At 71.7% G+C, this 24,162-nt stretch carries 23 protein-coding genes and 1 pseudogene; 13 read left to right on the forward strand and 11 right to left on the reverse strand.

Translation table 11 applies throughout. From position 1 onward, the window contains the following. The first annotated feature begins 99 nt into the window (after nt 1-99). From pelF to OG595_RS31880, 3 genes are all read left to right on the forward strand, one after another. The gene (gene pelF, locus OG595_RS31870; protein WP_329277998.1) at nt 100-1,623 is read left to right on the forward strand and encodes a GT4 family glycosyltransferase PelF; all 1,524 of its coding nucleotides are present in this window, start codon (nt 100-102) and stop codon (nt 1,621-1,623) included. Further along, nucleotides 1,620-3,110, forward strand: a complete 1,491-nt coding sequence (locus OG595_RS31875) for a hypothetical protein (protein ID WP_329278000.1) — start codon at nt 1,620-1,622, stop codon at nt 3,108-3,110. Before pelF ends, OG595_RS31875 begins: the two co-directional genes overlap by 4 nt. Nucleotides 3,111-3,171: 61 nt before the next feature. Continuing rightward, nucleotides 3,172-3,822 (forward strand): spherulation-specific family 4 protein, encoded by a 651-nt coding sequence (locus tag OG595_RS31880; protein ID WP_329278002.1) that lies wholly within the window; start codon nt 3,172-3,174, stop codon nt 3,820-3,822. Between the two features lie 36 nt (nt 3,823-3,858). On the opposite strand, the gene OG595_RS31885 is transcribed toward OG595_RS31880, so the two are convergent. Further along, nucleotides 3,859-4,665 (reverse strand): adenosylcobinamide-GDP ribazoletransferase, encoded by an 807-nt coding sequence (locus OG595_RS31885; RefSeq protein WP_329278005.1) that lies wholly within the window; start codon nt 4,663-4,665, stop codon nt 3,859-3,861. A 106-nt stretch (nt 4,666-4,771) separates the two neighbouring features. Between OG595_RS31885 and OG595_RS31890 the strand changes: the two genes are divergently transcribed. Continuing rightward, on the forward strand, nt 4,772-5,539 hold the full coding sequence (locus tag OG595_RS31890) for a hypothetical protein (protein WP_329278006.1): 768 nt from the start codon (nt 4,772-4,774) through the stop codon (nt 5,537-5,539). On the opposite strand, the gene OG595_RS31895 is transcribed toward OG595_RS31890, so the two are convergent. The 3 genes from OG595_RS31895 to cobT all read right to left on the reverse strand — a co-directional run bounded on the left by OG595_RS31895 (nt 5,440) and on the right by cobT (nt 9,161). Next, nucleotides 5,440-6,177, reverse strand: a complete 738-nt coding sequence (locus OG595_RS31895; protein ID WP_329278007.1) for a hypothetical protein — start codon at nt 6,175-6,177, stop codon at nt 5,440-5,442. The genes OG595_RS31890 and OG595_RS31895 overlap by 100 nt on opposite strands. Before the next feature lie 36 nt (nt 6,178-6,213). Next, nucleotides 6,214-7,983, reverse strand: coding sequence for a phosphatidylglycerol lysyltransferase domain-containing protein (locus OG595_RS31900; RefSeq protein WP_329278009.1), 1,770 nt, complete (start codon nt 7,981-7,983; stop codon nt 6,214-6,216). Between the two features lie 71 nt (nt 7,984-8,054). Then, entirely contained in the window at nt 8,055-9,161 is a 1,107-nt protein-coding gene (cobT, locus tag OG595_RS31905) for a nicotinate-nucleotide--dimethylbenzimidazole phosphoribosyltransferase (RefSeq protein ID WP_329278011.1), read from the reverse strand. Nucleotides 9,162-9,332: 171 nt separating this feature from the next. On the opposite strand from cobT, the gene OG595_RS31910 reads away from it, so the two are divergent. After that, entirely contained in the window at nt 9,333-10,304 is a 972-nt protein-coding gene (locus tag OG595_RS31910; RefSeq protein ID WP_329278013.1) for a class I SAM-dependent methyltransferase, read from the forward strand. 7 nt (nt 10,305-10,311) lie between these two features. Here OG595_RS31910 and OG595_RS31915 read toward each other — a convergent pair whose 3' ends face one another. Beyond that, the gene (locus tag OG595_RS31915) at nt 10,312-11,511 is read right to left on the reverse strand and encodes a bifunctional adenosylcobinamide kinase/adenosylcobinamide-phosphate guanylyltransferase (protein WP_329278015.1); all 1,200 of its coding nucleotides are present in this window, start codon (nt 11,509-11,511) and stop codon (nt 10,312-10,314) included. Between the two features lie 114 nt (nt 11,512-11,625). On the opposite strand from OG595_RS31915, the gene OG595_RS31920 reads away from it, so the two are divergent. Further along, on the forward strand, nt 11,626-11,841 hold the full coding sequence (locus OG595_RS31920) for a hypothetical protein (RefSeq protein WP_329278017.1): 216 nt from the start codon (nt 11,626-11,628) through the stop codon (nt 11,839-11,841). Nucleotides 11,842-11,973: 132 nt separating this feature from the next. Here OG595_RS31920 and OG595_RS31925 read toward each other — a convergent pair whose 3' ends face one another. After that, nucleotides 11,974-12,678, reverse strand: coding sequence for a class I SAM-dependent methyltransferase (locus OG595_RS31925; protein ID WP_329278019.1), 705 nt, complete (start codon nt 12,676-12,678; stop codon nt 11,974-11,976). A gap of 83 nt (nt 12,679-12,761) precedes the next feature. Beyond that, nucleotides 12,762-13,388 carry a DUF3043 domain-containing protein gene (locus OG595_RS31930; protein WP_329278021.1) on the reverse strand — a complete coding sequence of 209 codons (627 nt, stop codon included), beginning with the start codon at nt 13,386-13,388 and terminating at the stop codon, nt 12,762-12,764. A gap of 224 nt (nt 13,389-13,612) precedes the next feature. On the opposite strand from OG595_RS31930, the gene OG595_RS31935 reads away from it, so the two are divergent. The 5 genes and pseudogenes from OG595_RS31935 to OG595_RS31955 all read left to right on the forward strand — a co-directional run. After that, the gene (locus tag OG595_RS31935) at nt 13,613-14,413 is read left to right on the forward strand and encodes a PspA/IM30 family protein (RefSeq protein WP_329283389.1); all 801 of its coding nucleotides are present in this window, start codon (nt 13,613-13,615) and stop codon (nt 14,411-14,413) included. A gap of 21 nt (nt 14,414-14,434) precedes the next feature. Then, nucleotides 14,435-14,713, forward strand: a complete 279-nt coding sequence (pspAA, locus tag OG595_RS31940; protein WP_329278023.1) for a PspA-associated protein PspAA — start codon at nt 14,435-14,437, stop codon at nt 14,711-14,713. Between the two features lie 130 nt (nt 14,714-14,843). Beyond that, nucleotides 14,844-16,082 carry a sensor histidine kinase gene (locus OG595_RS31945; protein WP_329283391.1) on the forward strand — a complete coding sequence of 413 codons (1,239 nt, stop codon included), beginning with the start codon at nt 14,844-14,846 and terminating at the stop codon, nt 16,080-16,082. A 30-nt stretch (nt 16,083-16,112) separates the two neighbouring features. Beyond that, nucleotides 16,113-16,796: a response regulator gene (locus OG595_RS31950; RefSeq protein ID WP_164407799.1), complete on the forward strand. Its 684-nt coding sequence runs from the start codon at nt 16,113-16,115 to the stop codon at nt 16,794-16,796. A gap of 104 nt (nt 16,797-16,900) precedes the next feature. Continuing rightward, nucleotides 16,901-17,422: pseudogene (locus OG595_RS31955) on the forward strand (efflux RND transporter permease subunit); the annotation flags it as partial. A gap of 107 nt (nt 17,423-17,529) precedes the next feature. Here the strand turns inward: OG595_RS31955 and nadA are convergent. Continuing rightward, nucleotides 17,530-18,714 (reverse strand): quinolinate synthase NadA, encoded by a 1,185-nt coding sequence (nadA, locus tag OG595_RS31960; RefSeq protein WP_329278026.1) that lies wholly within the window; start codon nt 18,712-18,714, stop codon nt 17,530-17,532. Nucleotides 18,715-19,042: 328 nt separating this feature from the next. Here nadA and OG595_RS31965 point away from each other — a divergent pair, with 328 nt between their 5' ends. Next, on the forward strand, nt 19,043-19,399 hold the full coding sequence (locus OG595_RS31965; protein WP_006380335.1) for an iron-sulfur cluster assembly accessory protein: 357 nt from the start codon (nt 19,043-19,045) through the stop codon (nt 19,397-19,399). An 86-nt stretch (nt 19,400-19,485) separates the two neighbouring features. On the opposite strand, the gene OG595_RS31970 is transcribed toward OG595_RS31965, so the two are convergent. Both OG595_RS31970 and OG595_RS31975 read right to left on the reverse strand, forming a co-directional pair. Then, nucleotides 19,486-21,102, reverse strand: a complete 1,617-nt coding sequence (locus OG595_RS31970) for a hypothetical protein (protein WP_329278028.1) — start codon at nt 21,100-21,102, stop codon at nt 19,486-19,488. Between the two features lie 192 nt (nt 21,103-21,294). Next, nucleotides 21,295-21,540, reverse strand: coding sequence for a hypothetical protein (locus OG595_RS31975; protein WP_329278031.1), 246 nt, complete (start codon nt 21,538-21,540; stop codon nt 21,295-21,297). A 133-nt stretch (nt 21,541-21,673) separates the two neighbouring features. Between OG595_RS31975 and OG595_RS31980 the strand changes: the two genes are divergently transcribed. Further along, on the forward strand, nt 21,674-22,648 hold the full coding sequence (locus OG595_RS31980; RefSeq protein ID WP_329278033.1) for a carbohydrate kinase family protein: 975 nt from the start codon (nt 21,674-21,676) through the stop codon (nt 22,646-22,648). A 63-nt stretch (nt 22,649-22,711) separates the two neighbouring features. On the opposite strand, the gene OG595_RS31985 is transcribed toward OG595_RS31980, so the two are convergent. After that, entirely contained in the window at nt 22,712-24,088 is a 1,377-nt protein-coding gene (locus tag OG595_RS31985; RefSeq protein WP_329278035.1) for a cysteine desulfurase/sulfurtransferase TusA family protein, read from the reverse strand. Nucleotides 24,089-24,162: the final 74 nt, after the last annotated feature.

A 24,162-nucleotide genomic window follows, 5' to 3' on the forward strand; every position in this document is an offset into this window, starting at 1 on the left:
GAAGGGGCGCGGGGAACTGCGTGACCCGCCACGACGCACCCGCGGTCGGCATCGGTCCGCAGTTCCCCCACGGAATCCGTATCAGGGGAGAGCAACGCAGTGCTCCGCACAGGCCGTCACGTCACCATGCTCACCGAAGGCACCTACCCGCACGTCCACGGAGGGGTAAGCACCTGGTGCGACCAGCTCGTCAAGGGCATGCCGGAGGTCGACTTCCACATAGTCTCGCTCACCGGCAGCGGTCGCGAACCCGTCGCCTGGGAGCTGCCGCCCAACGTCTACCGGCACACCTCCGTGCCGACCTGGGGACCGCGACCCGGTCGCGCGAGAGCGCCGCTGGGCCGGTCCCGCCGCCGATTCATCGACTCCTACGAGCGTTTCCTGCTGTCCTTCCTGGACCCGGCGGCGCCCTGCGACTTCGGTGAGGCCCTCTACGAACTCGCCGAACTCGCCCGCGACGGACGCCTGTCGGCGGCCCTGCGCACCGAGTCGGCGCTGCGCTCGCTGATCTGGATATGGACGATGCCGCATCTGCCGACGGCCGACGCGCGCCCGACGGTTCACGACGCCCTGACGGCAACCGACCTGCTGGAGCACGCGCTTCGGCCGCTGGGCACCCGCATCCCCGAGGACTCGGTGGCCCACGCGGTCAGCAGCGGTCTCGCCACCCTGCCCGCGCTCGCCGCGCACAAGCTGGACGGTGTGCCGTTCCTCCTCACCGAGCACGGCATCTATCTGCGCGAGCGCTACCTCGGCTACCGCAGCGGTGAACAGCGCTGGCCCGTCAAGGCGTTCATGCTCGGCTTCTACCGCGAGCTGAACTCCCTCGGCTACCGCGAGGCCGACCTCATCACCCCCTGCAACCAGTACAACCGCCGCTGGGAGGAGCGCGGCGGCGCCGACAGCGACAAGATCCGCACGGTCTACAACGGCGTCGACCCGCACGCCTTCCCGCACGCCGGTCCCGAGCCCGAGGTCCCCACCCTCACCTGGTGCGGACGCGTCGACCCCATCAAGGACCTGGAGACACTGCTCCACGCCTACGCCATGGTCCGTGCCGAACTCCCGGAAACCAGACTGCGGTTGTTCGGCCCGGTACCGGCGGGCGGCGAGGCCTACCGGACCCGCCTGGAGAAGCTCGCCGCCGAACTCGGCGTCACCGACGGACTGACCTTCGAGGGCCGTATCACCGAGGTCTGGCGCGCCTACGCGGCCGGTCACATCGTCATGCTGTCGTCCATCTCCGAAGGCTTCCCGTTCTCCATCATCGAGGCGATGTCCTGCGGCCGTACGACGGTCTCGACGGACGTCGGCGGAGTGAGCGAGGCCGTCGGCGACACCGGCCTCGTGGTCCCGCCGCGCGAACCGGAGAAGATGGCCGCCGCCGCACTGACCCTGCTCCGGGACGACGAACGGCGCCTGAAACTGGGCCAGTTGGCCCGTCAGCGAGTGATCGACCGCTTCACGCTCCGCCGTTCCGTGGACGCCTTCCGGACGATCTACCAGGAACTCGCGGGCCGGCCCGAGGTGTACGAACCCACCCTGGAGACCGTCGCCGACTGGACCCTCGAACTGCGCGACCCCTGGTACGAAGCCGTCGCGACGGAAGGAGCCGGCTGGTGAGCGGAAGCATCTGGATGCCGCCCGGAGCGGGCCCCGGCACGCTCCCCGCCATTCCCCGCCAGCGCATCGCCCCCAGCTGGGCGGAGCCCGACCCCGTGGACCAACTCGCGGCCCGGCTCGACGACTTCATAGCCGCCGCCGTCCACCCGGACGAGATAGCCGCCCTCCTGGAGTCCGACGGCCTGTCGGACGACCAGATACGCGAGCGGTACGGCGTCAAGAACTCCTTCGCGCTCGCCGAGGAGTTGTACGAACGGGTCGAGCGCCGCTGTCCCGAACCCGAGGGCCCGGCCCACGACCCTTGGCGGACAAGCCTGTTGGGCTGCCTCCTGAGAGGCGTCGTCTTCGCCCTCCCCGGCCTCGGATACGTCCTCGGGGCCCCGTTCCTGGCCGGCCCGCGTGACGGCTTCGGCCTCCCGGCCGGCACGATCCCGCTCCTCGCCGGCGCCCTGGTCGGCTGGACCTGGAACCAGGGCCTGGCCCACCGCGCGTACTCCTGGCTCAGCCTGGGCGACCGACCGGCGGCTCGCCGCTCCCTCCTGCTCGGCGCCCCCGTCGGGGCACTTCTCGGCTCCCTGGTGGCCCTCGTCGCCATCGGCACGGCGAGCACCGGCGCGATCGTCTTCGCCGCGGCCCAGTCCTGCTACCTCGCCGCAGCAACCGCCCTACTGGTCCTGGGCCGCGAACGCACCCTGCTCGCCGCCTTGTCGCCGATGGCGGCGGGCGCGGTCCTGACGATGATCCGACCCGTGCCCGACACCTGGCGACTGGTCCTTCTGCTGGGCTCCCTGGCGGCGGTGGTGATCCTGGGGCTACTGGAAGTCGCGCCCGACCGCATCGGACCCAAGGGGCGCGGGGCTGTACTTGGTTTGCGGCTACCGCCGCGTGGGCGCGACCAGCCACGATGGAGCCGCAGCCGACTGACCACAACGGCCCCCCGACTCGCAGGCTCCCTCCCGTACGCCCTGTTCGGCCTCGGCAGCGGCGTCCTGGTCCTCTACGCGGCCCTGGGCGGAGCCCCCGCAGCCGTCGCGCTGACGTTGAGCATGGGCCCCGCCGAATGGCTCCTGCACCGTTTCCGCAGCAACAGCCTCGCCGGACTGCGCTCCACCAGCACGTCGAAGGACTTCTGGCGCACCGCGGCCGTCACCCTCATCGAGTGCCTCAGCGCCTACCTCGCCACCCTCCTCGTCCTCAGCCTCGCCGTCTCGGCCCTCTGGCCGCACGCTCAAGGCGTGGGAGGCGTCGGACTCGCCGGCCTGCTCCTCCTCGGCGTGGTCCTCTGGACGGGTCTGCTGCTGCAGTCCGTCGGCGCCGTCATCGGCGCGGCAGCGGTCTGCTGTCTCGCCGCCCTCGCCCAGACCCTGGCCCTGGCGACCCACGCGGGCAGCCCGCCCTGGGTGGGCCTGACCGTGTACGGGACGGCCGCCGGCGTCCAGGCGGCCCTGGTCGGCGGCCTCCTCGGCAGGGCGACCGCCCACCGCTGAGCCCCAGGCACCCCAGGCACCCCAGGAACCCCAGCCGAACGGAACGGACAACAACCCCCACATGAGCCCGAGCAGTCTCCTGGTCCCGTACTACGAGCACCCGTCCGTCCGCCCCGCCGAATGGGAGGCGATACTCGCCGCCGCGCCCGGCCTGTACGGGGTGGTCCTGAACCCGGACAACGGCCCCGGCGACCACCCCGATCCGGCGTTCGCCGAAATCGCCGCCCGACTGCGCGCCGAGGGCGTACGGGTGCTCGGGTACGCCGACACCGACTACGCCCGCCGACCGGTCACCGCCGTCATCCGCGACCTGGTTCGCCACCACGACTGGTACGGCGCGGACGGCGCCTTCCTCGACCAGGTCACCTCGGAACCGGACCGGCTCGACCACTACCGGCGCCTGGCGTCGGCGGCCTGGGGCACCGGCCTGCGCACCCTCGTCCTCAACCACGGTGTCCCGCCGCACCCCTCGTACGCCAGGATCGCCGACGTCCTGGTGACCTTCGAGGGCACCTGGGACACGTACCGCGCCCAGCGCCCCCACCCCCTGAGCACCCCGGGGACACGCCTGTGCCACCTCGTCTACGGCGTCCCGGTGGACGCCGACCTCGAAACGGAGGCCAGGACCCGGGGCGCCGACCTGCACTGCGCGGTGCCCGGCACCGGAGACCACCCCTGGGGCACCCTGCCCCACGCCGTGCCCGTGGGCTGAGCGGCCGACGGCCGAGCGGCCCGGCGACCGCACGGCTCAGCGCAGCGACAGCACGACCAGCGCCGCTGTCGCCGCCGTCTCCGCGAGGCCGCCGAACACATCGCCGGTGATCCCGCCGAAGCGGCGCGTGCAGTGTTGCAGGAGGCGTTCGGCGGCGGCGCAGGCCACGATGACCGCGAAGGCGGTGCGGACGATGTCGAACGCTCCGAAGAACGCGCCGAAGCCGGCCGCCGCGAGCGTCACCAGGGCCGCGACCAGCAGCGCGGAGCGCACGGGCACCGTTCCCGCGACCGCCGCTCCCAGCCCGTCGGGCCGCGCGGGCGGTACGCCGGTGCGGGCGGCCAGGGTGAGGGCCAGCCGGGCGGCGGTCGCCGACACGACGGCGGCGAGCGCGCCCCTGGCCCACGAGTCGCCGTACGCCTGTGCGAGCACGGCCACCTGGGCCAGCAGCACGAACAGGAGGGCGAGCACACCGAACGGGCCGATGTCCGACTGCTTCATGACGCGCAGCGCGTCCTCGGCGGGCTTGCCGCTGCCCAGCCCGTCGGCGGTGTCCGCGAGCCCGTCGAGATGCAGCCCCCGGGTGAGGACGGCGGGCACGGCGGCCGTGGCGACGGCGGCGAGCAGCGCACCGGAGCCCAGGAACAGAAGCGTCAGCCCGGCCCCGGCGGCACACACTCCGACGGCCAGACCGGCCACCGGCGCGCACAGCATGCCGCCGCGCGCCGCGTCCCGGTCCCAGCGGGTCACCGGCACCGGCAGCACGGTCAGCGTGCCGAAGGCGAACCGGAGCCCGTCGAGACGGGCGAGCGGGGCTGAAGGTGTGGGCGGAGGCGTGGACACCGGCGCAGAGTACCCGGCGGGGGGGCAGGCGGCCCAGGGCAGGGCAAGGCGGTTCGGGCGGCGAACGAGCAGCCCTTGACATCGGATAAATGGATAAAGTTCATATATGGGTCATTGGCTGGAGCGGAACATCGTCGAGCCGGGCAAGCTGCCGCTGCTCCTGGCGCTCGCCGCCTTCGTACTGACGTTCCTCATCACCCGCGTCGTCACCCGGATGATCCGCGCGGGCAAGGGGCCGTTCGGCAACGTCAAGGCGGGCGGGATGCACATCCATCACGTCGTCCCCGGTGTCGTGCTGACCGTCGTGGGCGGGTTCGGGGCCGTGGCCAGCGGGCAGAGCGGGTTCGGTGCGGGGCTGTGCGCGGTGCTGTTCGGGATGGGCGCCGGCCTGGTGCTCGACGAGTTCGCGCTGATCCTGCACCTCGACGACGTCTACTGGACCGAGGCCGGCCGGCAGAGCGTCGAGGTGGTGGTGCTGACGGCGGCCCTGGTCGGCCTGGTCCTCCTGGGCTTCCTGCCCTTCGGGGTGAACGACCTCAGCGACGAGGACATCCAGAACCGGGGCGGGGCCATGCTCAGCGTCGGCGTCAACTTCCTCTTCTCCCTCCTCGCCCTGAGCAAGGGCAAGGCCCGCACGGCGATCTTCGGCGTGATCGTCCCCTTCGTCGCGCTCTTCGGCGCCCTCCGCCTGGCCCGCCCCGGTTCCGCCTGGGCGAAACGCTTCTACGGCCGCCGCCCGCGCGCCCGTTCCCGCTCGGTCCTGCGCGCCTACCGTCACGACCGCCGCTGGGCCGGCCCCCGGCGCCGCGTCCAGGACCTGCTGGGCGGCAAGCCCGACCCCCAGCCGGCCCGCGCCCCCGCCCTGCGCCCGTGACGCGTCGCCGAGACACCGCACAGGACGAGTACGGCCACGATCGCGGCCAGATGTTCCTTGCCCGCGAGGTTGTCCTTCAGGACCACCTCCACCACCATCGCGACGATCACCGCACAGGCGGTCACGTACGCCCGGTGGCGCCACCCCAGGAACACGGCGAGGCCCACCACGGCCGCCGACGGGCCGGTGTCCACGACATGCGCGTCCGTGCCGGGCAGCCCGAGGAGGCCGGCCGGGCCCAGGGCGATGCCCACGCGCGCGTAGAGCGTGCCGGCGAGGGTGGCGACGTACGCGATGACGAGGGTGCGCCACCGGCCGAGGCAGATCTCGGCGAGGCCGAAGACGACCAGGAGCTGCGCGAGGGCGCCCCAGACCGGCAGGTCGGGGGCGGGCACGAAGAGGGACAGCGGGGTGCGCAGCAGGGCGAGCCAGAGGGGGTCCCCGGCACGGACGGCGCCGACGTCCTGGACGAAGCGGTGGCCCCAGGACTGGTTCTGCGTGAACTGGACGAGCGCGGTCAGGCACACGACGCCGAGCGTCATGGGCACCGCCCGCCACCGCCGCGTGAGCAGGGGCCCGCGTACGGCGTCGTACAGCCGCCCCCATTCGGCGCGGGCCCGGCGGGCGGCCGTGCTCATCGCCCGGCCCTCATCCGTGCGTGCCCGTCCACGTGCTCATCTCTTCGACTCCAGGTGTCTGCGGTGCAGCCACTTCGGCAGTCCCGGCGCCTCCAGGAAGCCCTCCGCGCGCGCCGCGGCGATGCCGATGCGCGGCAGGTCCGCGCTCTTCTCGAAGAGCAGGAACCGGGGCTCCCAGATGGGCCGGTACTTCGCGTTGGCGCGGTACAGCGACTCGATCTGCCACCAGCGGGAGAAGAAGCTGAGCAGTGAACGCCACAGCCTCAGTACCGGCCCCGCGCCGATGCGCCCGCCACGTTCGAAGACGGAACGGAACATCGCGAAGTTGAGTGAGACCTGAGTGATCCCGATCTCCTGGGCGCGCCGGAGAAGTTCGATCACCATGAACTCCATGAGCCCGTTGTCGGAGTCACGGTCGCGCCGCATGAGGTCGAGCGAGAGCCCGTGCGGCCCCCAGGGCACGAAGGAGAGCACCGCTCTCAGCCGGCCGTCACCGTCGGCGCATTCGAGCATCACGCACTGCCCGTCGTCCGGGTCGCCGAGCCGCCCGAGCGCCATGCTGAACCCGCGCTCGGTGGCGCCGTCCCGCCAGTCGTCGGCGTGCTGGAGGAGGGACGCCATCTCGTCGGCCGGAATGTCCGCGTGGCGCCGGATGCGTACGGTGTACCCGGCCCGCCCGACCCGGTTGTAGGCCTGCCGGACGGTCCGCATGGCCCGCCCCTCCAGCGTGAACTCGGCGGTCTCGACGATGGCCTCGTCACCGAGTTCGAGGGCGTCCAGACCGTGCCGCGCGTACACCGTGCCGGCCTCCTCGCCCGCCCCCATCACCGCCGGGATCCAGCCGTGGGCGCGGGCCTCGGCGAGCCACGGTTCGATGGCGCCGGGCCAGGCCTCCGGGTCGCCGATCGGGTCACCGGCGGCCAGGGAGACCCCGCCCAGGGCGCGGTAGGCGACGGCGGCCTTGCCGGTGGGGGACCAGACGACGCTCTTCTCGCGGCGCAGGGCGAAGTAGCCGAGGGAGTCGCGGTCGCCGTGCCGGTCGAGAAGGGCGCGCAGCCGGGCCTCGTCGTCCTCGGTGAGCGGGTCGACGGCACGGCGGGAGCGGAAGGCGGCGTAGAAGACGGCGAGGATCAGCACCGTACTGATGACGTTGATGGTGACGTCGACCCAGTTCGGTGTGGAGATACCCGCGAAGCCCGTGTCGTCGGCGGCGACGGAGATCAGCCGCATCGTGCCGTAGTTCCAGCGCTCCAGGAACGTCGAACGGTGGCTGTCGTGCGCCTGGTTGGCGGCGGTGACGAGCAGCGCGGCGAGGAGCGAGGAGACGAGCAGGCCGCCGACCGCGACGGCGGCGGCGAGCCGCGCGTTGGACCGGTCGCCCTTGGCGTAGAACTCGCGCCGCCCGACGAGGAGCGCGGCGACGAAGGCGGCCGTGAGGACGAGCGAGATCCAGTTCTGCGCGTGCTGCCGGATCTCCGCGAAGAACATGGCGAAGGCGAACAGCAGCAGGAACAGGGAACCGATCACCACGTTCAGGATCCAGGCGGCCCGTTTGCGGCGCCGCATGGTGATCGCCAGGAACATCGTGAACACACCGGAGGCGAAGCCGGCGGTCAGCAGGTACGGCGTGAAGAAGTTCTCCTCGTTGTGCCGCCGTACGTCGTTGCCGAAGGAGACCCACACCGCGCTGAGGAGATTGACGAAGGTGACGACCCGCAGGTACCAGACGGCGAACGCGGCGGCCCGCCGTGAGGCGCTGGTGCTGGCACTTCGCTGGACGTTCGGCGTGAGCCGGTCATCTCCCATGGAGAGTGATCATATGGGGCATGTTGAGCGACATGCCCCATATGTCCTCACGTCCTCATGTCCGCCGGCGGTCAGAGAGCCTCCGACTCCTCCGGCTCCTTCGCGTCCTCCGCCTCGGGTGCCTCGGCGGCCACAGGCGCCTCCGGCAGTTCCGCCGCCAGGGCCGCCGCGGCCTGCACCAGCGGCAGGGCCAGCAGCGCCCCGGCCCCCTCGCCCACGGTCACCCCGTGGTCGAGCAGCGGCTCCAGCGCCATCCGGTCCAGGGCCTTCGCCTGCGCCGGCTCCCCGCTGTTGTGCCCGGCGAGCCACCAGTCCGGCGCCCGGAAGGCGATCCGCTGCCCGACCAGCGCGCAGGCGGCCGACACCACGCCGTCCAGGATCACCGGCATCTTGCGCACCGCGCTCTGCAGCAGGAACCCGGTCGTCGCGGCGAGGTCGGCGCCGCCCACCGTCGCCAGCAGCTGCAACTGGTCCCCGAGCACCGGCCGGGCCCGCCGCAGCGCGTCCCGGATCGCGGCGCACTTGCGCATCCACGCCAGGTCGTCGATCGGCAGCCCGCCCCGCCCGGTCACCACGGACGCGTCCGTCCCGCACAACGCCGCCACCAGCACCGACGCGGCCGTGGTGCCGCCCACGCTCACATCGCCGAGCACCACCAGATCCGTACCGGAGTCGGCTTCCTCGTCGGCCACGGCGACCCCCGCCAGGAAGGCCGCCTCCGCCTCCTCAAGGGTCAGCGCGTCCTCGACGTCGATCCGCCCGCTGCCGCGCCGGGCCCGGTGCCCCGCGACCTCGTCGGGCAGCGCGTCCGGCTCGCAGTCCAGCGACATGTCGACGACACGCACCGGCACACCGAGCCGCCGCGCGAGCACGGCGACGGGGCTGGAGCCGTCCAGGACGGCCCGTACGGACCGCTCGGCACTGCCGGCGGGGCGCGCCGACACACCCTGTCCGGCGATCCCGTGATCCCCCGCGAACAGCACGACACGCGGCCGTTCCACCGCCCGGACCGGTACGGAGGACTGCGCCGCCGCCAGCCACTCACCCAGGTCGTCGAGTCGTCCGAGCGACCCGGGCGGCACGATCCGGCGCTCCCTGTGCGCCTCCGCGTCGCGGCGCACACCGCCGTCGGGGCGCTCGATCAGATCGGAGAAGTCGTCGAGATTAAGCGAGCTCATTCGCCGAACAGTACCGGCAGCGATCGAACAGGGCGCCGTCACGTTGGAGCCATGTCATTGCGCCCGGGATCGCCATCCCCTACGTAACGTTTTGAGACGTAATGTCGCACGGCGCCCCAGCGCACCGCATCGGTGCACCGCTTCGGTGCACCGCCTCAGCAGGAGCCGCCCATGTCCCCCGCCCCCAAGGCGACCGCCCCGCAGGAGACCGGGACCGACGGGTTCCACGAACCGCGCCGCGAGGACTGCCCCTGGTGCGGTTCCCGGCGGTTGCGCACCCGCCTGCGGACGTCGGACCTCAGGCGGCGCCGGCCGGGCACGTTCGTCGTCGACGAGTGCCGCGACTGCGCCCACGCCTTCCAGAACCCGCGCCTCACCGCCGAGGGCCTCGCCCTCCACCACCAGGACCTGCCAGAGGCCCCCCACCCGGTCGCGCCCCGCCGCCACCGCGCCGCGGCCCGGGCGATGCTCCCCTTCCCGGAGCCGGAGAGCTGGCTCGACGTGGGGACGGGCGAGGGAGCCTTCCCGGCCGCGGCGAAGCGCTATTTCCCGTACACGGCCTTCGACGGCGTGGACACCACCCGCCGCGTCCAGAAGGCCCGCGCCTCCGGCCACATCGAGGAGGCCTACCGGGGCCGCCTCACGGACGAGAAGATCGTCAACCGCCTGCAGGCCCGCTACGACGTCGTCAGCATGTTCCACCACCTGGAACACACCCCGGACCCCCGCGCGGAACTCCGCGCCGCCCTCAGGGTCCTGCGCCCCGGCGGCCACCTCCTGATCGAGGTCCCGGACCCGCACTGCGCGTTCGGCACCCTGCTGGGCAAGTGGTGGCCCTGGTACGCCCAGCCCCGCCACCTCCACCTGATGCCGCCGGCCAACCTGGTGGCGGAACTGGAGTCCCAGCACTGCACGGTCGTCGCCACCGACCGCCGGGAACCCCACATCCCCTACGACCTGACAGGCACCCTCTCCCTGGCCGTCACCCGCGCCCTCCCGGCCCGCCGCACGCTCCTGCTCCGGGCGGCGACCCCGTTGCCGGCGGTGGCCACGGCCCTGGACCACACCCTGGCCCCACTCCTGCGCCGCACCCGCTTCGCGAACACGTACCGGATCATCGCGAGAAGGGGCGCCGCCGACTGACCGGCGCTCACCCCCGCAGCACAACCGCCTGCCCGGCCACCACCAGCAGCACGTGCTCGCACTCCGCCCCGAACAACGAGTTCAGCCGCCCGAGCTCGTCCCGGTACCGCCGTCCCGAAGCGGTGGCCGGCACGATCCCCGAGCCCACCTCGTTCGACACGGCCACGACGGTCCGCCGCGTCGAGCGGACCGCCGCCGTCAGCTCCCGTACCCGCCGCCGCAGCTCCCGCTCCCCGCCCCCCGCCCACTCCGCGTCGTCCCACGCCCCCACCTGGTCCATCGCGTCCGTCAGCCACAGCGACAGACAGTCGACGAGCAGCGGCGACCCCTCGTCCTCCAGCAGCGGTACGAGGTCACAGGTCTCGGCGGTACGCCACGACCCCGGCCGCCGCTCCCGGTGCGCGTGCACCCGCGCCGCCCACTCCCCGTCCCCGTTGCGCGTCCCGCCCGTGGCCACGTACAGCACGTCCGGGAACGCCTCCAGCCGCCGCTCCGCCTCCACCGACTTCCCCGACCGGGCCCCGCCCAGCACCAGGGTCCGCCGGGGCACGTCCGGTACGTCTTCGTAGACCCCGACTGTCAGCGTCGTACCGTCCGCCACCGCCCGCGCGCCCGCCGCCGCGAGCCGGCGCCGCAACTCGGCACCCGGCGGCACGTCGTGGTCCAGATGAACGGCGACGACATCCGTGGCCGGCCCGAGCGCGCCCACCGCCCGCAGCCGGGCCAGGGCCTCCGGCCGCCCGACGACGTCCGCGAGGACCATGTCGTACGAGGGACCGTTCCCGTCGAGCCCGGCCGGAGCCGCGCCCGGCGGCAGGTACAGCAGGCGCTGCCCGTCGGGACCGGTCACCGCGTACCCCGTACCCGGCGCGTCCATCGGGACCGCGCGCACCCGGTGCCCGGTCAGCAGCGCCAACTCCCGCCCGTCCGGCACCCGTCCGGGCTGCGGAAGCCCCGCCGGCACCTCGACGGCGGGTCCGTCGTGCGGATGCGACAGCAGCACCTGCCGTACACCGCCCAGCGAGTGCCCGGCGCGCGCCGCCGCGAGTACGGCGCCGGGGGTGAGGTCGAGCAGCAGCGTGCCGTCCACGAGCAGCGCGGTGGCCGCCCGCGCGTGCACACCGAGCGCGCCGGTGCAGGCCGCGCACGCACAGTCGGGGCGGGGCAGACCCGCGGGGGCACCGGTACCGAGCAGAGTGAGTTCCACGAAGCTGATTTTCGCGTGTCCCCGCAGGTCTTGCGCGTCCGGCTAGGCTCGGGGGCAGGAGCCGGATCAAGATCCGGCTCCTGGTCTGCAGCGGTTCATATCTTGGAGGCGTACATGGCGGCATGGACGTGGCGGTTCGAGAAGACCGACGGGTCGGAGGTCCAGCCCGCGCTGGAGCCCGAGGAGTTCACGACGCAGGGGGACGCCGAGTCCTGGATCGGTGAGTACTGGAAAGAACTTCTCGCAGGCGGTGCGGACCAGGTACGGCTGTTCGAGGACACCACGGAGATCTACGGCCCGATGAGCCTGAAGGACGCCGAGGACGCGTAGCGGTACTGAAGGGGCGCCCCTGAAAGCGCCCCTTCAGGGGCGCTTTCAGGGGCGCGGGGCTGTGTCGAATCTGCGGCTCCGCCGCGGGGCGCGACCAGCCACGACGGACCCGCAGAGGAAGCACCGGGGTCATCAACCCCGAACCCCGCACAGGTGCAACAAAGCAGCCACTTGCCGATAGGGATCGGTCCGCCCGGCCCGTTCCTCCACAGCCAGGAGGGCGTCCATCTCGGCCTGGACAACCTCGACGGAGTCGTCCGCGGTGTCCGTGAACACCCGCACCCCGTACCACGCGTGCAGCGGCGCCCCGATCCCCGCGAGCGTCCCCGTCAGCGTGGACAGCCGGTCGGCACGCACATCGAGCCCGAGCCGGTTGGTGTAGGAGTCGGTGTCGAAGGCGCCCAACGCGCCCGCCCAGTCCCCGGCGAGCCCCGCCCGCATCGCCAGCGCGTCGCCGTTGCGCACCAGCAGCGACAGCAGCCCGCCCGGGGCCAGCATCCGGGCCAGCCCCGCCAGCAGGGCGTCCGGCAGTTCGACGTACATCAGTACGCCGTGACAGAGCACGACGTCGAAACTGCCCGGCAGGAAGTGCACCCCGGTGTCGCGGCCGTCGCTCTCCAGGAGCCGGACGCGATCACGGATGCCCTCCGGCTCGGCGGCCAGCGCCTCACGGGCCGCGCCGAGCATCCTCGGGTCCTTCTCGACACCGGTGACCTGATGGCCGGCCCGGGCCAGCCGCAGCGCCTGAGTGCCCTGGCCCATACCGACGTCGAGCACCCGCAGCCGCTGCCCGACCGGGAACCGCCCGGCTATCTGCTCGTCGAGCTGCCGGGCCACCAGTTCCTGCCGTACGACATTCCGCAGCCCGCCCAGCTTGTCCAGCCAGGCATCCGCCGCGCCCCCGGAGAACGACGTCGTGCTCAGGGCCGCTCTCCGCGCTTGACCTGCGGCTTCGGCAGCCGGAGGCGTCGCATCTGGAGGGAACGCATCAGCGCGTAGGCCACCGCGCCCTTCGTCCGCTCGTTCGGATGGCGCGCGGCCAGCTGCTTCTTCAGCCGGAGCGCGATGAAGACCGAGTCGACGATGATCAGCACGATCACGAAGAGCCACAGCAGCAGCGCGATGCTCTGCAGCGCGCCGACCCGCACCATGCTCAGTACGAGGATGACCACGGCCATCGGCAGGAAGAACTCGGCGACACAGAAGCGCGAGTCCACGAAGTCGCGGGCGAAACGGCGCACCGGGCCCTTGTCGCGGGCGGGGAGATAACGCTCGTCCCCGCTGGCGAGTGCCTGGCGCTGGCGCTCCATCGCGGCACGGCGCTCGTCACGCTGCCGCTTGACCCCCTCCTTGCGTGTCTTGGGCGTACTGGCCACGCTGCGGCGCTGGGACTGGGCCTCGCTCCGCTTGGGAGTGGGCCTGCCCTTCGGGGCCTGCGGGTCACGGGTCTGCTTGGAGTCGGTCACGGCCGCCTTGTCGGCGGGGGCCTTCTCTTCCTTGGCGCGGCTACGGAACACAAAACCCAAGGGTAAGGGGTCTCGGGGCATGGACCCCAGCCGAGTGGGGAACGATCCGGCAACACCGGTCGTCTTCAGGAGACAGACAGTAGGGGGTCACCTACTCCCTACGCCGGAGTGGGACAGATCGCAGTCGTCCTTGGGGATGAGCGCATCGGGCCCGGAACAGTGCGGTAATGGAGGCAGGGCCCGTACTGTTGGTCCTGTTGCAGGTGCTGGAGCTGGAGTCCGTCAGAAGGGGGCGCGCGAAGCCCATGAGCGGTGTCATGAAGCGTATGGGAATGATCTTCCGCGCGAAGGCGAACAAGGCCCTTGACCGGGCCGAGGACCCGCGCGAAACCCTCGACTACTCGTACCAGAAACAGCTGGAGCTGCTCCAGAAGGTGCGCCGCGGAGTCGCCGACGTGGCGACCAGCCGCAAGCGCCTGGAGTTGCAGCTCGCCCAGCTGAACAAGCAGTCCTCCACGCTGGAGGACCAGGGCCGCAAGGCGCTCGCGCTGGGCCGCGAGGACCTGGCCCGCGAGGCGCTCTCGCGCCGCGCCGCCCTCCAGCAGCAGGTGACGGACCTGGAGACACAGCACCAGACCCTCCAGGGCGAGGAGGAGAAGCTCACCCTCGGGGCGCAGCGCCTCCAGGCCAAGGTCGACGCCTTCCGCACCAAGAAGGAGACGATCAAGGCGACGTACACCGCCGCCCAGGCCCAGACCCGGATCGGCGAGGCGTTCACCGGCATCTCCGAGGAGATGGGCGACGTGGGCCTGGCGATCCAGCGGGCCGAGGACAAGACGGCACAGCTCCAGGCACGTGCCGGCGCGATCGACGAGCTGCTCGCCTCGGGCGCCCTCGACGACCCCACCGGCATGGCGAAGGACGACATCCAGGCCGAGCTGGACCGGCTCTCCGGCGGCACGGACGTGGAGCTGGAACTGCAGCGCATGAAGGCGGAGCTGGCCGGAGGCTCGTCCTCGGGGCAGCAGGCCATCGAGGGCGGCAGCGGCCAGCAGCAGTCCCAGTCCCAGCAGCCCAAGGACACTCCGCGTTTCGACAAGCAGTGAGCCACGCCTGAGGAGGGCGACATGATCGTACGGATCATGGGGGAGGGCCAGGTGAGGCTGGCGGACAGCCACCTCACCGAACTGAACAAGCTGGACGACGTGCTCCTGGCGGAAATGGAGCTCGGCGACGGCCCCGGCTTCCGCCGCACCCTTCATCTCCTCCTGGAGAAGGTCCGCGATCTCGGCGAGCCCCTGCCGGACGAGTCCCTTGACCCGTCGGACCTCATTCTCCCGTCGCCGGACGCGACGCTGGAGGAGGTCCGGGAGATGCTGGGCGACGACGGCCTGATCCCGGGATGAGGTCCCGCATTCCAGCACCGGACGGCAACTTCAGCCCGTCCGGCGATTGAGGACAAGGCCCGTTCAGGGCCGTAGCGGGGGCCTGGGGGCGCAACCCCCAGTAACGCCCAGGTGAGCTACTTTGACCAATGTGACCGCCCTCCAGCGAGCCCGAAGCCATCTGAAGGCGCATCCCCTCGCGCTGGACGTGGCCCTCGCCGCAGCCGTCCTCCTCTGCATGCTGGGCACCTCGTTCGTCGAACCGCACGGGAAGCACGGCGGCGACTGGACCGCCCGCACCCCCGACGCGCTCAGCCTCGTCCTCATGGTGCTCGGCGCCGCCGCCCTCACGCTGCGCCGCCGCGCGCCCATGAAGGTGCTCGCGTTCACCGGAGTCGCCTCCCTCGTCGAGTCGGTCACCGCCGACCCCCGTGCCCCCGTCGCGATGTCCGCGGTGATCGCCCTCTACACCGTCGCGTCGACCACCGACCGCCCCACCACCTGGCGCGTCGGTCTCCTCACGATGACCGTCCTCACCGGTGCCGCGATGCTGGCCGGCCCCCTGCCCTGGTACGCGCAGGAGAACCTCGGCATCTTCGCCTGGACCGGCATGGCCGCGACCGCGGGGGACGCCGTCCGCAGCCGCCGTGCCTTCATCGACGCCATGCGAGAACGCGCCGAGCGGGCGGAACGCACCCGTGAGGAGGAGGCCCGCCGACGCGTGGCCGAGGAACGACTGCGCATCGCCCGTGACCTGCACGACGTGGTCGCCCACCACATCGCCCTCGTCAACGTCCAGGCCGGAGTCGCCGCGCACATCATGGACAAACGCCCCGACCAGGCCAAGGAGGCCCTCGCCCATGTACGGGAGGCCAGCCGCTCGGCGCTGAACGAGCTGCGCGCGACCGTCGGACTGCTGCGTCAGTCAGGGGACCCGGAGGCGCCCACCGAGCCCGCGCCGGGTCTGCACCGGCTCGACGAGCTGGTCGGCACCTTCCACAGCGCCGGACTCCAGGTCGAGGTCGCCCGCGCCGACCAGGACACCACCCTCCCCGCAGCCATCGACCTGGCCGCCTACCGGGTGATCCAGGAAGCCCTGACGAACGTACAGAAGCACGCGGGACCCGAGGCGAAGGCCGAGGTCAGCGTCGTACGGGTGGGGTCGAACATCGAGATCACCGTGCTGGACAACGGGCCGGGCCGGGGCCAGGGCCAGGACGGCCCGGGGGAGGGCGGCGGACACGGGCTGCTCGGGATGCGGGAACGCGTCACCGCGGTCGGCGGCGGCTGCACCGCCGGTCCCCGATACGGAGGCGGCTTCCGGGTGCATGCGATCCTGCCGGTGAAGAGCAGGCCGCGTCCCGCGGACAGCGCCGCCACCCCCGTATGAGACGCGCACGACGATTTGTGAGGACCGCCCATGACGATCCGTGTCCTGCTCGCCGACGACCAGGCACTGCTGCGCAGCGCCTTCCGTGTGCTCGTGGACTCGGAGGCCGACATGGAGGTGGTCGGGGAGGCGTCCGACGGGGCGGAGGCGGTGCGGCTGGCGCGGGAGCAGCGCGCCGACGTCGTGCTGATGGACATCCGGATGCCGGGTACCGACGGGCTGGCCGCGACCCGGCTGATCAGCGCGGATCCGGGGCTCGCGCATGTGCGGGTCGTGATGCTGACGACGTTCGAGGTCGACGAGTACGTGGTGCAGTCGCTGCGGGCCGGCGCGTCCGGGTTCCTCGGCAAGGGGGCCGAGCCCGATGAGCTGCTGAACGCCATCCGGGTCGCCGCCGGGGGCGAGGCGCTGCTGTCGCCGGCCGCCACCAAGGGCCTGATCGCCCAGTTCCTCGCGCAGGGCGACGTGCTGGACGACAGCCGCGACCCGGCTCGTGCCGAGCGGCTGGACGCGCTGACCGGGCGGGAGCGCGAGGTACTCGTACAGGTCGCCGGAGGCCACTCGAACGACGAGATAGCGGAGCGTCTTGAGGTCAGCCCGCTGACGGTGAAGACCCACGTCAACCGGGCCATGGCCAAGCTGGGCGCCCGGGACAGGGCACAACTCGTCGTCATCGCCTACGAGTCGGGACTGGTACGCCCGAGGGTGGAGTGAGTTCCGCGGCGTGTACTGCGGGCGGAGTAGGGGCCGGGTGAGCGAACGGGACCTGGGGGCTACGAAACGGGGGTGTCCCATGGCTCAGGGTGTAGAGGCGGGCGCTCATCTGTGCGACGTTCCGCTCGCTGATCCAGCCGATGATCCTGCTGGTGTCGATCCCGTTCGCGGCAACGGGCGCGATCGGCCTGCTGGTGATCACGGGCACCCCGATGGGCGTCCCGGCGATGATCGGCATGCTGATGCTGATCGGCATCGTGGTGACGAACGCGATCGTCCTGATCGACCTGATCAACCAGTACCGCGGCCAGGGGTACGGGGTCGTGGAAGCGGTGGTGGAGGGCGGCCGTCACCGTCTCCGCCCGATCCTGATGACGGCCCTGGCGACCATCTTCGCCCTCCTCCCGATGGCACTGGGCGTGACGGGCGAGGGCGGCTTCATCGCGCAGCCGCTGGCGGTGGTCGTGATCGGTGGTCTGGTGACGTCAACCGCCCTGACCCTGCTGCTCGTTCCGACGCTGTACGCGGTGGTGGAGCTGCGGAAGGAACGCCGGACGGCGAAGAAGGCGGCGAAGCGGGAGTCGAAGCAGCAGCCGACGCCGGAGCAGGAACCGGCGCGGGTGTAGGTCACCCATACGGCTGAGGCCGTCGGACAACCGAAGGGTTGTCCGACGGCCTCAGCCGTGTCAGCAGACGGCGAACGGGCGGTCCGGCGGGCGCCGGGAAAGCCCAGTTACGGCAGCGCCAGCATCCGTTCGAGCGCCAGCTTCGCGAACGTCTCCGTCTCCCGGTCCACCGAGATCTGGTTGACCAGCTTGCCCTCGGCCAGGGACTCCAGGGTCCACACCAGGTGGGGGAGGTCGATGCGGTTCATCGTCGAGCAGAAGCAGACCGTCTTGTCGAGGAAGACGATCTCCTTGCCCTCGGGCGCGAAACGGTTCGCCAGTCGGCGTACCAGATTCAGCTCGGTCCCGATGGCCCACTTGGAGCCGGCCGGGGCCGCCTCCAGGGCCTTGATGATGTACTCGGTCGAGCCGACGTGGTCCGCCGCCTCCACCACCTCGTGCTTGCACTCCGGGTGGACCAGCACGTTGACGCCGGGGATGCGGGCCCGGACGTCGTTCACCGAGTCCAGCGAGAAACGGCCGTGCACCGAGCAGTGGCCGCGCCACAGGATCATCTTCGCGTCGCGCAGCTGCTCCGCCGTCAGGCCGCCGTTCGGCTTGTGCGGGTTGTAGAGGACGCAGTCGTCGAGCGACATGCCCATGTCCCGTACCGCCGTGTTGCGGCCCAGGTGCTGGTCCGGCAGGAACAGGACCTTCTCACCCTGCTCGAAGGCCCATTCGAGGGCGCGTTCGGCATTGGACGACGTGCAGATCGTGCCGCCGTGCTTGCCGGTGAACGCCTTGATGTCCGCCGAGGAGTTCATGTAGGAGACGGGCACGACCTGGTCGGCCACCCCGGCCTCCGTCAGGACGTCCCAGCACTCGGCCACCTGTTCGGCCGTCGCCATGTCCGCCATCGAGCAGCCGGCGGCCAGGTCGGGCAGGACCACCTTCTGGTCGTCGCCGGTCAGGATGTCCGCGGACTCCGCCATGAAGTGCACACCGCAGAACACGATGTACTCCGCCTCCGGACGCGCCGCGGCGTCCCGGGCCAGCTTGAAGGAGTCACCCGTGACGTCCGCGAACTGGATCACCTCGTCGCGCTGGTAGTGGTGGCCGAGGACGAAGACCTTCTCCCCGAGCTTCTCCTTGGCCGCGCGGGCACGTGCCACCAGGTCCGGGTCGGAGGGGGAGGGCAGGTCGCCGGGGCACTCCACGCCACGCTCGCTCCGCGGGTCGGCCTCGCGGCCGAGGAGCAGCAGGGCGAGGGGCGACGGCTGTACGTCGAGGTCCTGGGTCTGGGCGGTGGTCACGGCACGCACCCTTTCTGTTCTACCGTTCAAGCCTTTTCGTCTAATTGACGTTATCTATCGTAACCCCTTCACGTCACTTTGACGAGGTTCATAGCGTCGATGTGACATGAATCCCGGGGTCCGGCCGGAGCCCGACGGGAGCTCGTCCACAGGTCGCTGTTCGTGCTTCTGCGCGTGTGCGAGCATGGAGAGGAGAACGAAAAGTCAGACGGAAAAGTCAGGCGAAATTGCCGGACGGAAACAGCAGGCTCCCGGCCCGGAATGAATCCGCGGCCCCGCCGGTTGCACTCGTCGGCAGAAGTCTCCGTACAACCCGGGAGAGATGTAGATGTCCGTATCGGACGAGACCAGCACCGTCACCGACGGCATCATCCTGTCCGACGCCGCTGCGGCGAAGGTCAAGGCCCTGCTCGACCAGGAAGGCCGCGAGGACCTCGCCCTGCGTGTCGCTGTGCAGCCCGGCGGTTGCTCGGGTCTGCGCTACCAGCTGTTCTTCGACGAGCGTTCCCTCGACGGTGACGTTCTCAAGGACTTCGACGGCGTCAAGGTCGTCACCGACCGTATGAGCGCCCCCTACCTCGGCGGCGCCTCCATCGACTTCGTCGACACCATCGAGAAGCAGGGCTTCACGATCGACAACCCGAACGCGACGGGCTCCTGCGCCTGCGGCGACTCCTTCAGCTGAGCCGCAGGGCCATAAGGCTGATACGTGAAGGCGGCGCCCCCCTCCGACGGGGGCGCCGCCTTCACGCGTACCGGCGGGCCCGCGGGCTACCGCTTGGCGAAGTCGCCCTCGGGGATCGCCTGTCCGTCCGCCCCCACGACCTTCCGGTCGCCCAGCGGCTCGTCCAGCCGCACCGTCTCGTACGTCGCCTTGGCGAGCGCGATGCAGACCTTGCCCTTCTCGGTCGTCGAGGTCGCGGTCACCGTCACCCGCTCACCGTCGTTCCCGTCCTCCCGCGCCGACGCCGTGTACCTGCTGCACACCCCGCCCCAGAAGCCCACGGTCAGCTCCTTGCCGTCGGCGGAGACCGTGTAGCCCTCGATCCTCATCTCACGCGTCGTCGTCCCCGACGTCGGCTCGTCGCCGGGTGCGGTCGGCGTCGCCGTCGGTGACGGCTCCGCGCTCGTCCCGGAACCGGCCCCGGCCAGATACCGGGGGTCGATCGCCGGATACGTCACCGTGAAGCCCTCGGCGGCACCCTGCGCCCGTACCTCGAAGAGCCACGACGGCACCAGCGCCGGCCGCCCCGCCACGGAGTGCGAGGCGAGCCCGAACACCGCCTTGCCGACGGTGAGCGTCTCCTTCTGGCTGGTCGTCGCGGTACCGCACGGCGCCTCCAGGCGGTCCTTCAGCGGTACGGGGCTGGCGCACCCCCCGATGCCCATGCGGTGCCCGGGAGTCGCCACGGCGCCGGGCTCGTTGAGCAGGGCCAGCGTCGCCCTGGCGCCGAGCACCGGATACGTGTCGCTCTTCACCGGCGTCGACAACTGGCCGCTGCCGGCCACCACTTCGCCCTGTGCGCTGACCTGGAGGCCGGTCGTCCAGCCGTAGGTGGGCAGCCCGCCGACCACCGGGTCGGCGTTCACCACCCGCTGGGTGCCCATGATCCCGCTCGCGTCCAGCTTCGCGTCGTCCTGGCCGACCGCCTTCAGAACCGGCGCCACGGCCTTCTTCGCCACCGCCTCGCTCACCGGATCGACGGTCGTCCCCTCGGCGGAGGGGTTCTGCGCGCACACGGTCGTGCTCTTGCAGTTGTCGGAACCCCCGGCGAGGTAGCGGCTGAAGGACCAGGTCCCCGGCGCCTGCCTGGTCACCCGCAGGAAGGGCCCCGTCCCGTCCTTCGCCGTGCCGACCAGCCAGCTCTCGGCCTCCGTCACCGGCTTGCCCTCGACGCCGAGCGCCTGGGCCAGCCGGGTCACCTGGGCCGCCGTGATCGTTCCCTCGCCGTTCTTCGCCGTCGTGTACACCGGCGCCGAGGCGGGCCCGGCGGGCAGTGCGCCGTCCGCCCGGTAGGTCACCCCGTTCGGGTCGGGTTCACCGGGCGCGATGCCGTTCGTACCGCCCGTGTCACCCGTACCGCCCCCGGTGTAGCCGTCGAGGGCCAGCGGCGGGGGAGTGGTGCCGTCGCCGCCCGGCGCGGACGTGTCCGTACGGTCGTCGTCGCCCGAGCCGCCGGCCAGGCTGGTGGTGAGGTAAGCCCCACCACCCCCGACGAGCAGGACCGCGGCGGCGACCGAGGCGACGAGCACCGGGGACCGGCGCCGGGACGGGCGCTCCGCGTCGCTCTCCGCCGGCGCGGCCTCGGTGGTGCCGTCCGCTTCGGCCCCGGAGGCCTTGCCTTCGGCGTCGTCGGCGTCGTCGTGATCGGGTCGCTCGGTGTTCACCGCATCGCTCCTTCGGCTCCCAGCTGTCCCGGCTGTCCCGGCCGGCCGCCCCTGTCACCGACAGGCACCGGCAGGTCGTACACCGCGTCCTCTTTACGGGGGACAGCGATGGGACGCAGCGGGGGAGCGCACGGTTCCCGTCGAGCGCTGGTCGACGGGGTGCCGTCGGCCGCGACCCGTCCTGGCCGGACCCTAGTCGCCGTACTCCGGCATGGCGTCCACCAGCCGCGCCGAGGCGGGCGGGACGGTCACCCCGTGGATACGGGACGGGGAGACGGGCAGGGCGATGATCCGGTCCGGGGCCGCCCAGTGCGGCGCCATCCGGGCGCAGTCGCCGCGCAGGGAGGCCAGATCCCCTTCGAGGTCGTACGGAGCGGCACCCGGTCCCGAGTGCAGTTGCTGGACCTGAAGGGCCTGTTGGACCTTGAAGTTCGTCATAACGGAACCGTATGCACCGGATACCCCGCGAGAAAGATCTACTATCGGGTAGTTTTGCCGCTTCAGCGAGTACGGGCCGACCGGGTAGCGTGAACTGTCAATCCCCCTCCCCTCGCAGGAGAGTGTCCCCGTCGTGCGTATCGCAGTCACCGGCTCCATCGCCACCGACCACCTCATGACCTTCCCCGGCCGTTTCGCCGACCAACTCGTCGCGGACCAGTTGCACACGGTCTCGCTCTCGTTCCTGGTCGACAACCTCGACGTACGCCGGGGTGGCGTGGGCGCGAACATCGCCTTCGGCATGGGCCAGCTCGGCACCAGGCCGATCCTGGTCGGGGCCGCCGGTGCCGACTTCGACGACTACCGCGCCTGGCTGGACCGCCACGGCGTGGACACCGAGTCGGTGCACATCTCCGAGACGCTGCACACCGCGCGTTTCGTGTGCACCAACGACGCCGACCACAACCAGATCGGCTCCTTCTACACCGGCGCCATGAGCGAGGCCCGGCTGATCGAGCTGAAGACCGTCGCCGACCGCGTCGGCGGCCTCGACCTGGTCTCGATCGGCGCGGACGACCCCGAGGCGATGCTCCGCCACACCGAGGAGTGCCGCACCCGGTCCATCCCGTTCGCCGCCGACTTCTCCCAGCAGATCGCCCGCATGGACGGCGACGACATCAAGATCCTGCTGGAGGGCGCCGCCTACCTCTTCTCGAACGAGTACGAGAAGGGCCTCATCGAGTCGAAGACCGGCTGGTCCGACGCCGAGATCCTCGCCAGGGTCGGCACCCGGGTGACCACCCTCGGCGCCCAGGGCGTACGCATCGAGCGCGTCGGCGAGGAGCCGATCGAGGTCGGCTGCCCGGAGGAGGAGGCCAAGGTCGAGCCCACGGGCGTCGGCGACGCGTTCCGCGCGGGCTTCCTCTCCGGCCTGGTGTGGGGCGTCTCCCTGGAGCGGGCCGCACAGGTCGGCTGCATGCTGGCGACTCTCGTCATCGAGACGGTGGGCACGCAGGAGTACCAGCTGCGGCGGGCCCACTTCATGGAGCGCTTCGCCAAGGCGTACGGAGACGAGGCCGCGGCGGAGGTCCAGGGGCATCTGGGCTGATTCGTCGTCCGCGGGCGCGCGGGGGCCGGGGGCGCGGGTCCCCGCGCCCCCGAGGCAGGTGGGTCAGCTCAACCGGCGGACCAGATATGCCGTTCCCTTCTCCGCCTGCTCCTCGCCCACGTACTCCTGGTCCCGCATCTCGCACCACGCCGGGATGTCCAGGCGGGCCGCCTCGTCGTCCGAGAGGACACGGATCGTGGCGCCCACCTGGACATCGCCGATGACCTTCGCCAGTTCGATCACCGGGATCGGGCACCGCTTGCCGAGCGCGTTCACGACGAGCGCGTCCTTCTCCCGGAGCGTCACCGGAAGCGGCGCGCCCAGCTTCTCCCGTACGGCCGTCACCGCGCCCGGCAGGACGGACAGGAACCGGTCGACCTCCTCGGCCGGGGTCCCGGCCGGCAACGACACCCGTACGTTTCCCTCACTCAGGACGCCCATCGCCCGAAGCACATGGCTCGGCGTCAACGTGCTGCTCGTACAGGACGAGCCGGAGGAGACGGAGAAACCGGCGCGGTCCAGCTCGTGCAGCAGTGTCTCCCCGTCGGCGTAGAGACACGAGAAGGTGACGACGCCGGGCAGCCGCCGGACCGGATCGCCGACCACCTCCACGTCCGTCACCAGCTGCGGCACCCGCGCCCGGATCCGCTCCGTCAGCTCCCGCAGCCGCACCGCCTCCTGGGCCGCCTCGGCCCGTACCGCGCGCAACGAGGCCGCCGCCGCGACGATCGCCGGAAGGTTCTCGAACCCGGCCGACCGCCCCGACTCCCGCTCGTCCACGGGCCCTTGGACCGCGAACCGCACCCCCTTGCGCACGGCAAGCAGGCCGACCCCCGAAGGCCCACCCCACTTGTGGGCACTCGCCGCCAGCAAGGACCAGGGCCCCGCGACCGCCGCCCACCCCAGCGACTGCGCCGCGTCCACCAGCAGCGGCACCCCGGCCGCCCGGCACGCCTCGGCCACCTCCGCCACCGGCTGCTCGGTCCCCACCTCGTGGTTGGCCGACTGGAGACACGCCAGCGCCGTGTCGGCCCGTACGGCGGCCTCGTACGCCTCGACGGCCACGGCACCGTGGCGGTCCACCGCGACCGTCGTCACCTCGCCGCCCGCCGCCTCCCAGTCCTCCGCCGAATGGAGCACCGAAGAGTGTTCGACCGCGGACACGATCAGGTGACGTCCGACGCGACGCCGGCCCGCGAGAGCGCCCGCGATACCCGTGTGCACGGCCCGCGTACCGGATGAGGTGAAGGTCAGCTCATCAGGACGGCACCCCACGGCCTCGGCGGCGGCCTCCCGGGCGGCGTCCAGCAGCATCCGGGCCCGCCGCCCCTCCCTGTACAGACGCGCGGGATCCGCCCACCCCTCGTCGAGGGACGCCAACAGGGCCTGCCGGGCAACGGGATGAAGGGGAGCGGAGGACGCGGCATCGAAGTAGGACACACCCCAACGCTAAGTCCTCGACAAGGGGTACGAGGTCCCACCCGAGGGGCACGGGGAACTGCGCGATCAACCAC

Origin of the sequence: Streptomyces sp. NBC_01451 (assembly GCF_036227485.1) — a bacterium.
In the GTDB taxonomy this organism is placed as follows: domain Bacteria; phylum Actinomycetota; class Actinomycetes; order Streptomycetales; family Streptomycetaceae; genus Streptomyces.

What these genes read in the sequence shown, in the direction of transcription:
- OG595_RS31880 (WP_329278002.1), top strand. Translation starts at nt 3,172, where the DNA reads ATGAGCCCGAGCAGTCTCCTGGTCCCGTACTACGAGCACCCGTCCGTC.
- OG595_RS31890 (WP_329278006.1), top strand. Translation starts at nt 4,772, where the DNA reads ATGGGTCATTGGCTGGAGCGGAACATCGTCGAGCCGGGCAAGCTGCCG.
- OG595_RS31895 (WP_329278007.1), bottom strand. Translation starts at nt 6,177, where the DNA reads ATGAGCACGGCCGCCCGCCGGGCCCGCGCCGAATGGGGGCGGCTGTAC.
- OG595_RS31900 (WP_329278009.1), bottom strand. Translation starts at nt 7,983, where the DNA reads ATGGGAGATGACCGGCTCACGCCGAACGTCCAGCGAAGTGCCAGCACC.
- cobT (WP_329278011.1), bottom strand. Translation starts at nt 9,161, where the DNA reads ATGAGCTCGCTTAATCTCGACGACTTCTCCGATCTGATCGAGCGCCCC.
- OG595_RS31910 (WP_329278013.1), top strand. Translation starts at nt 9,333, where the DNA reads ATGTCCCCCGCCCCCAAGGCGACCGCCCCGCAGGAGACCGGGACCGAC.
- OG595_RS31920 (WP_329278017.1), top strand. Translation starts at nt 11,626, where the DNA reads ATGGCGGCATGGACGTGGCGGTTCGAGAAGACCGACGGGTCGGAGGTC.
- OG595_RS31930 (WP_329278021.1), bottom strand. Translation starts at nt 13,388, where the DNA reads ATGCCCCGAGACCCCTTACCCTTGGGTTTTGTGTTCCGTAGCCGCGCC.
- OG595_RS31935 (WP_329283389.1), top strand. Translation starts at nt 13,613, where the DNA reads ATGAGCGGTGTCATGAAGCGTATGGGAATGATCTTCCGCGCGAAGGCG.
- pspAA (WP_329278023.1), top strand. Translation starts at nt 14,435, where the DNA reads ATGATCGTACGGATCATGGGGGAGGGCCAGGTGAGGCTGGCGGACAGC.
- OG595_RS31950 (WP_164407799.1), top strand. Translation starts at nt 16,113, where the DNA reads ATGACGATCCGTGTCCTGCTCGCCGACGACCAGGCACTGCTGCGCAGC.
- OG595_RS31965 (WP_006380335.1), top strand. Translation starts at nt 19,043, where the DNA reads ATGTCCGTATCGGACGAGACCAGCACCGTCACCGACGGCATCATCCTG.
- OG595_RS31975 (WP_329278031.1), bottom strand. Translation starts at nt 21,540, where the DNA reads ATGACGAACTTCAAGGTCCAACAGGCCCTTCAGGTCCAGCAACTGCAC.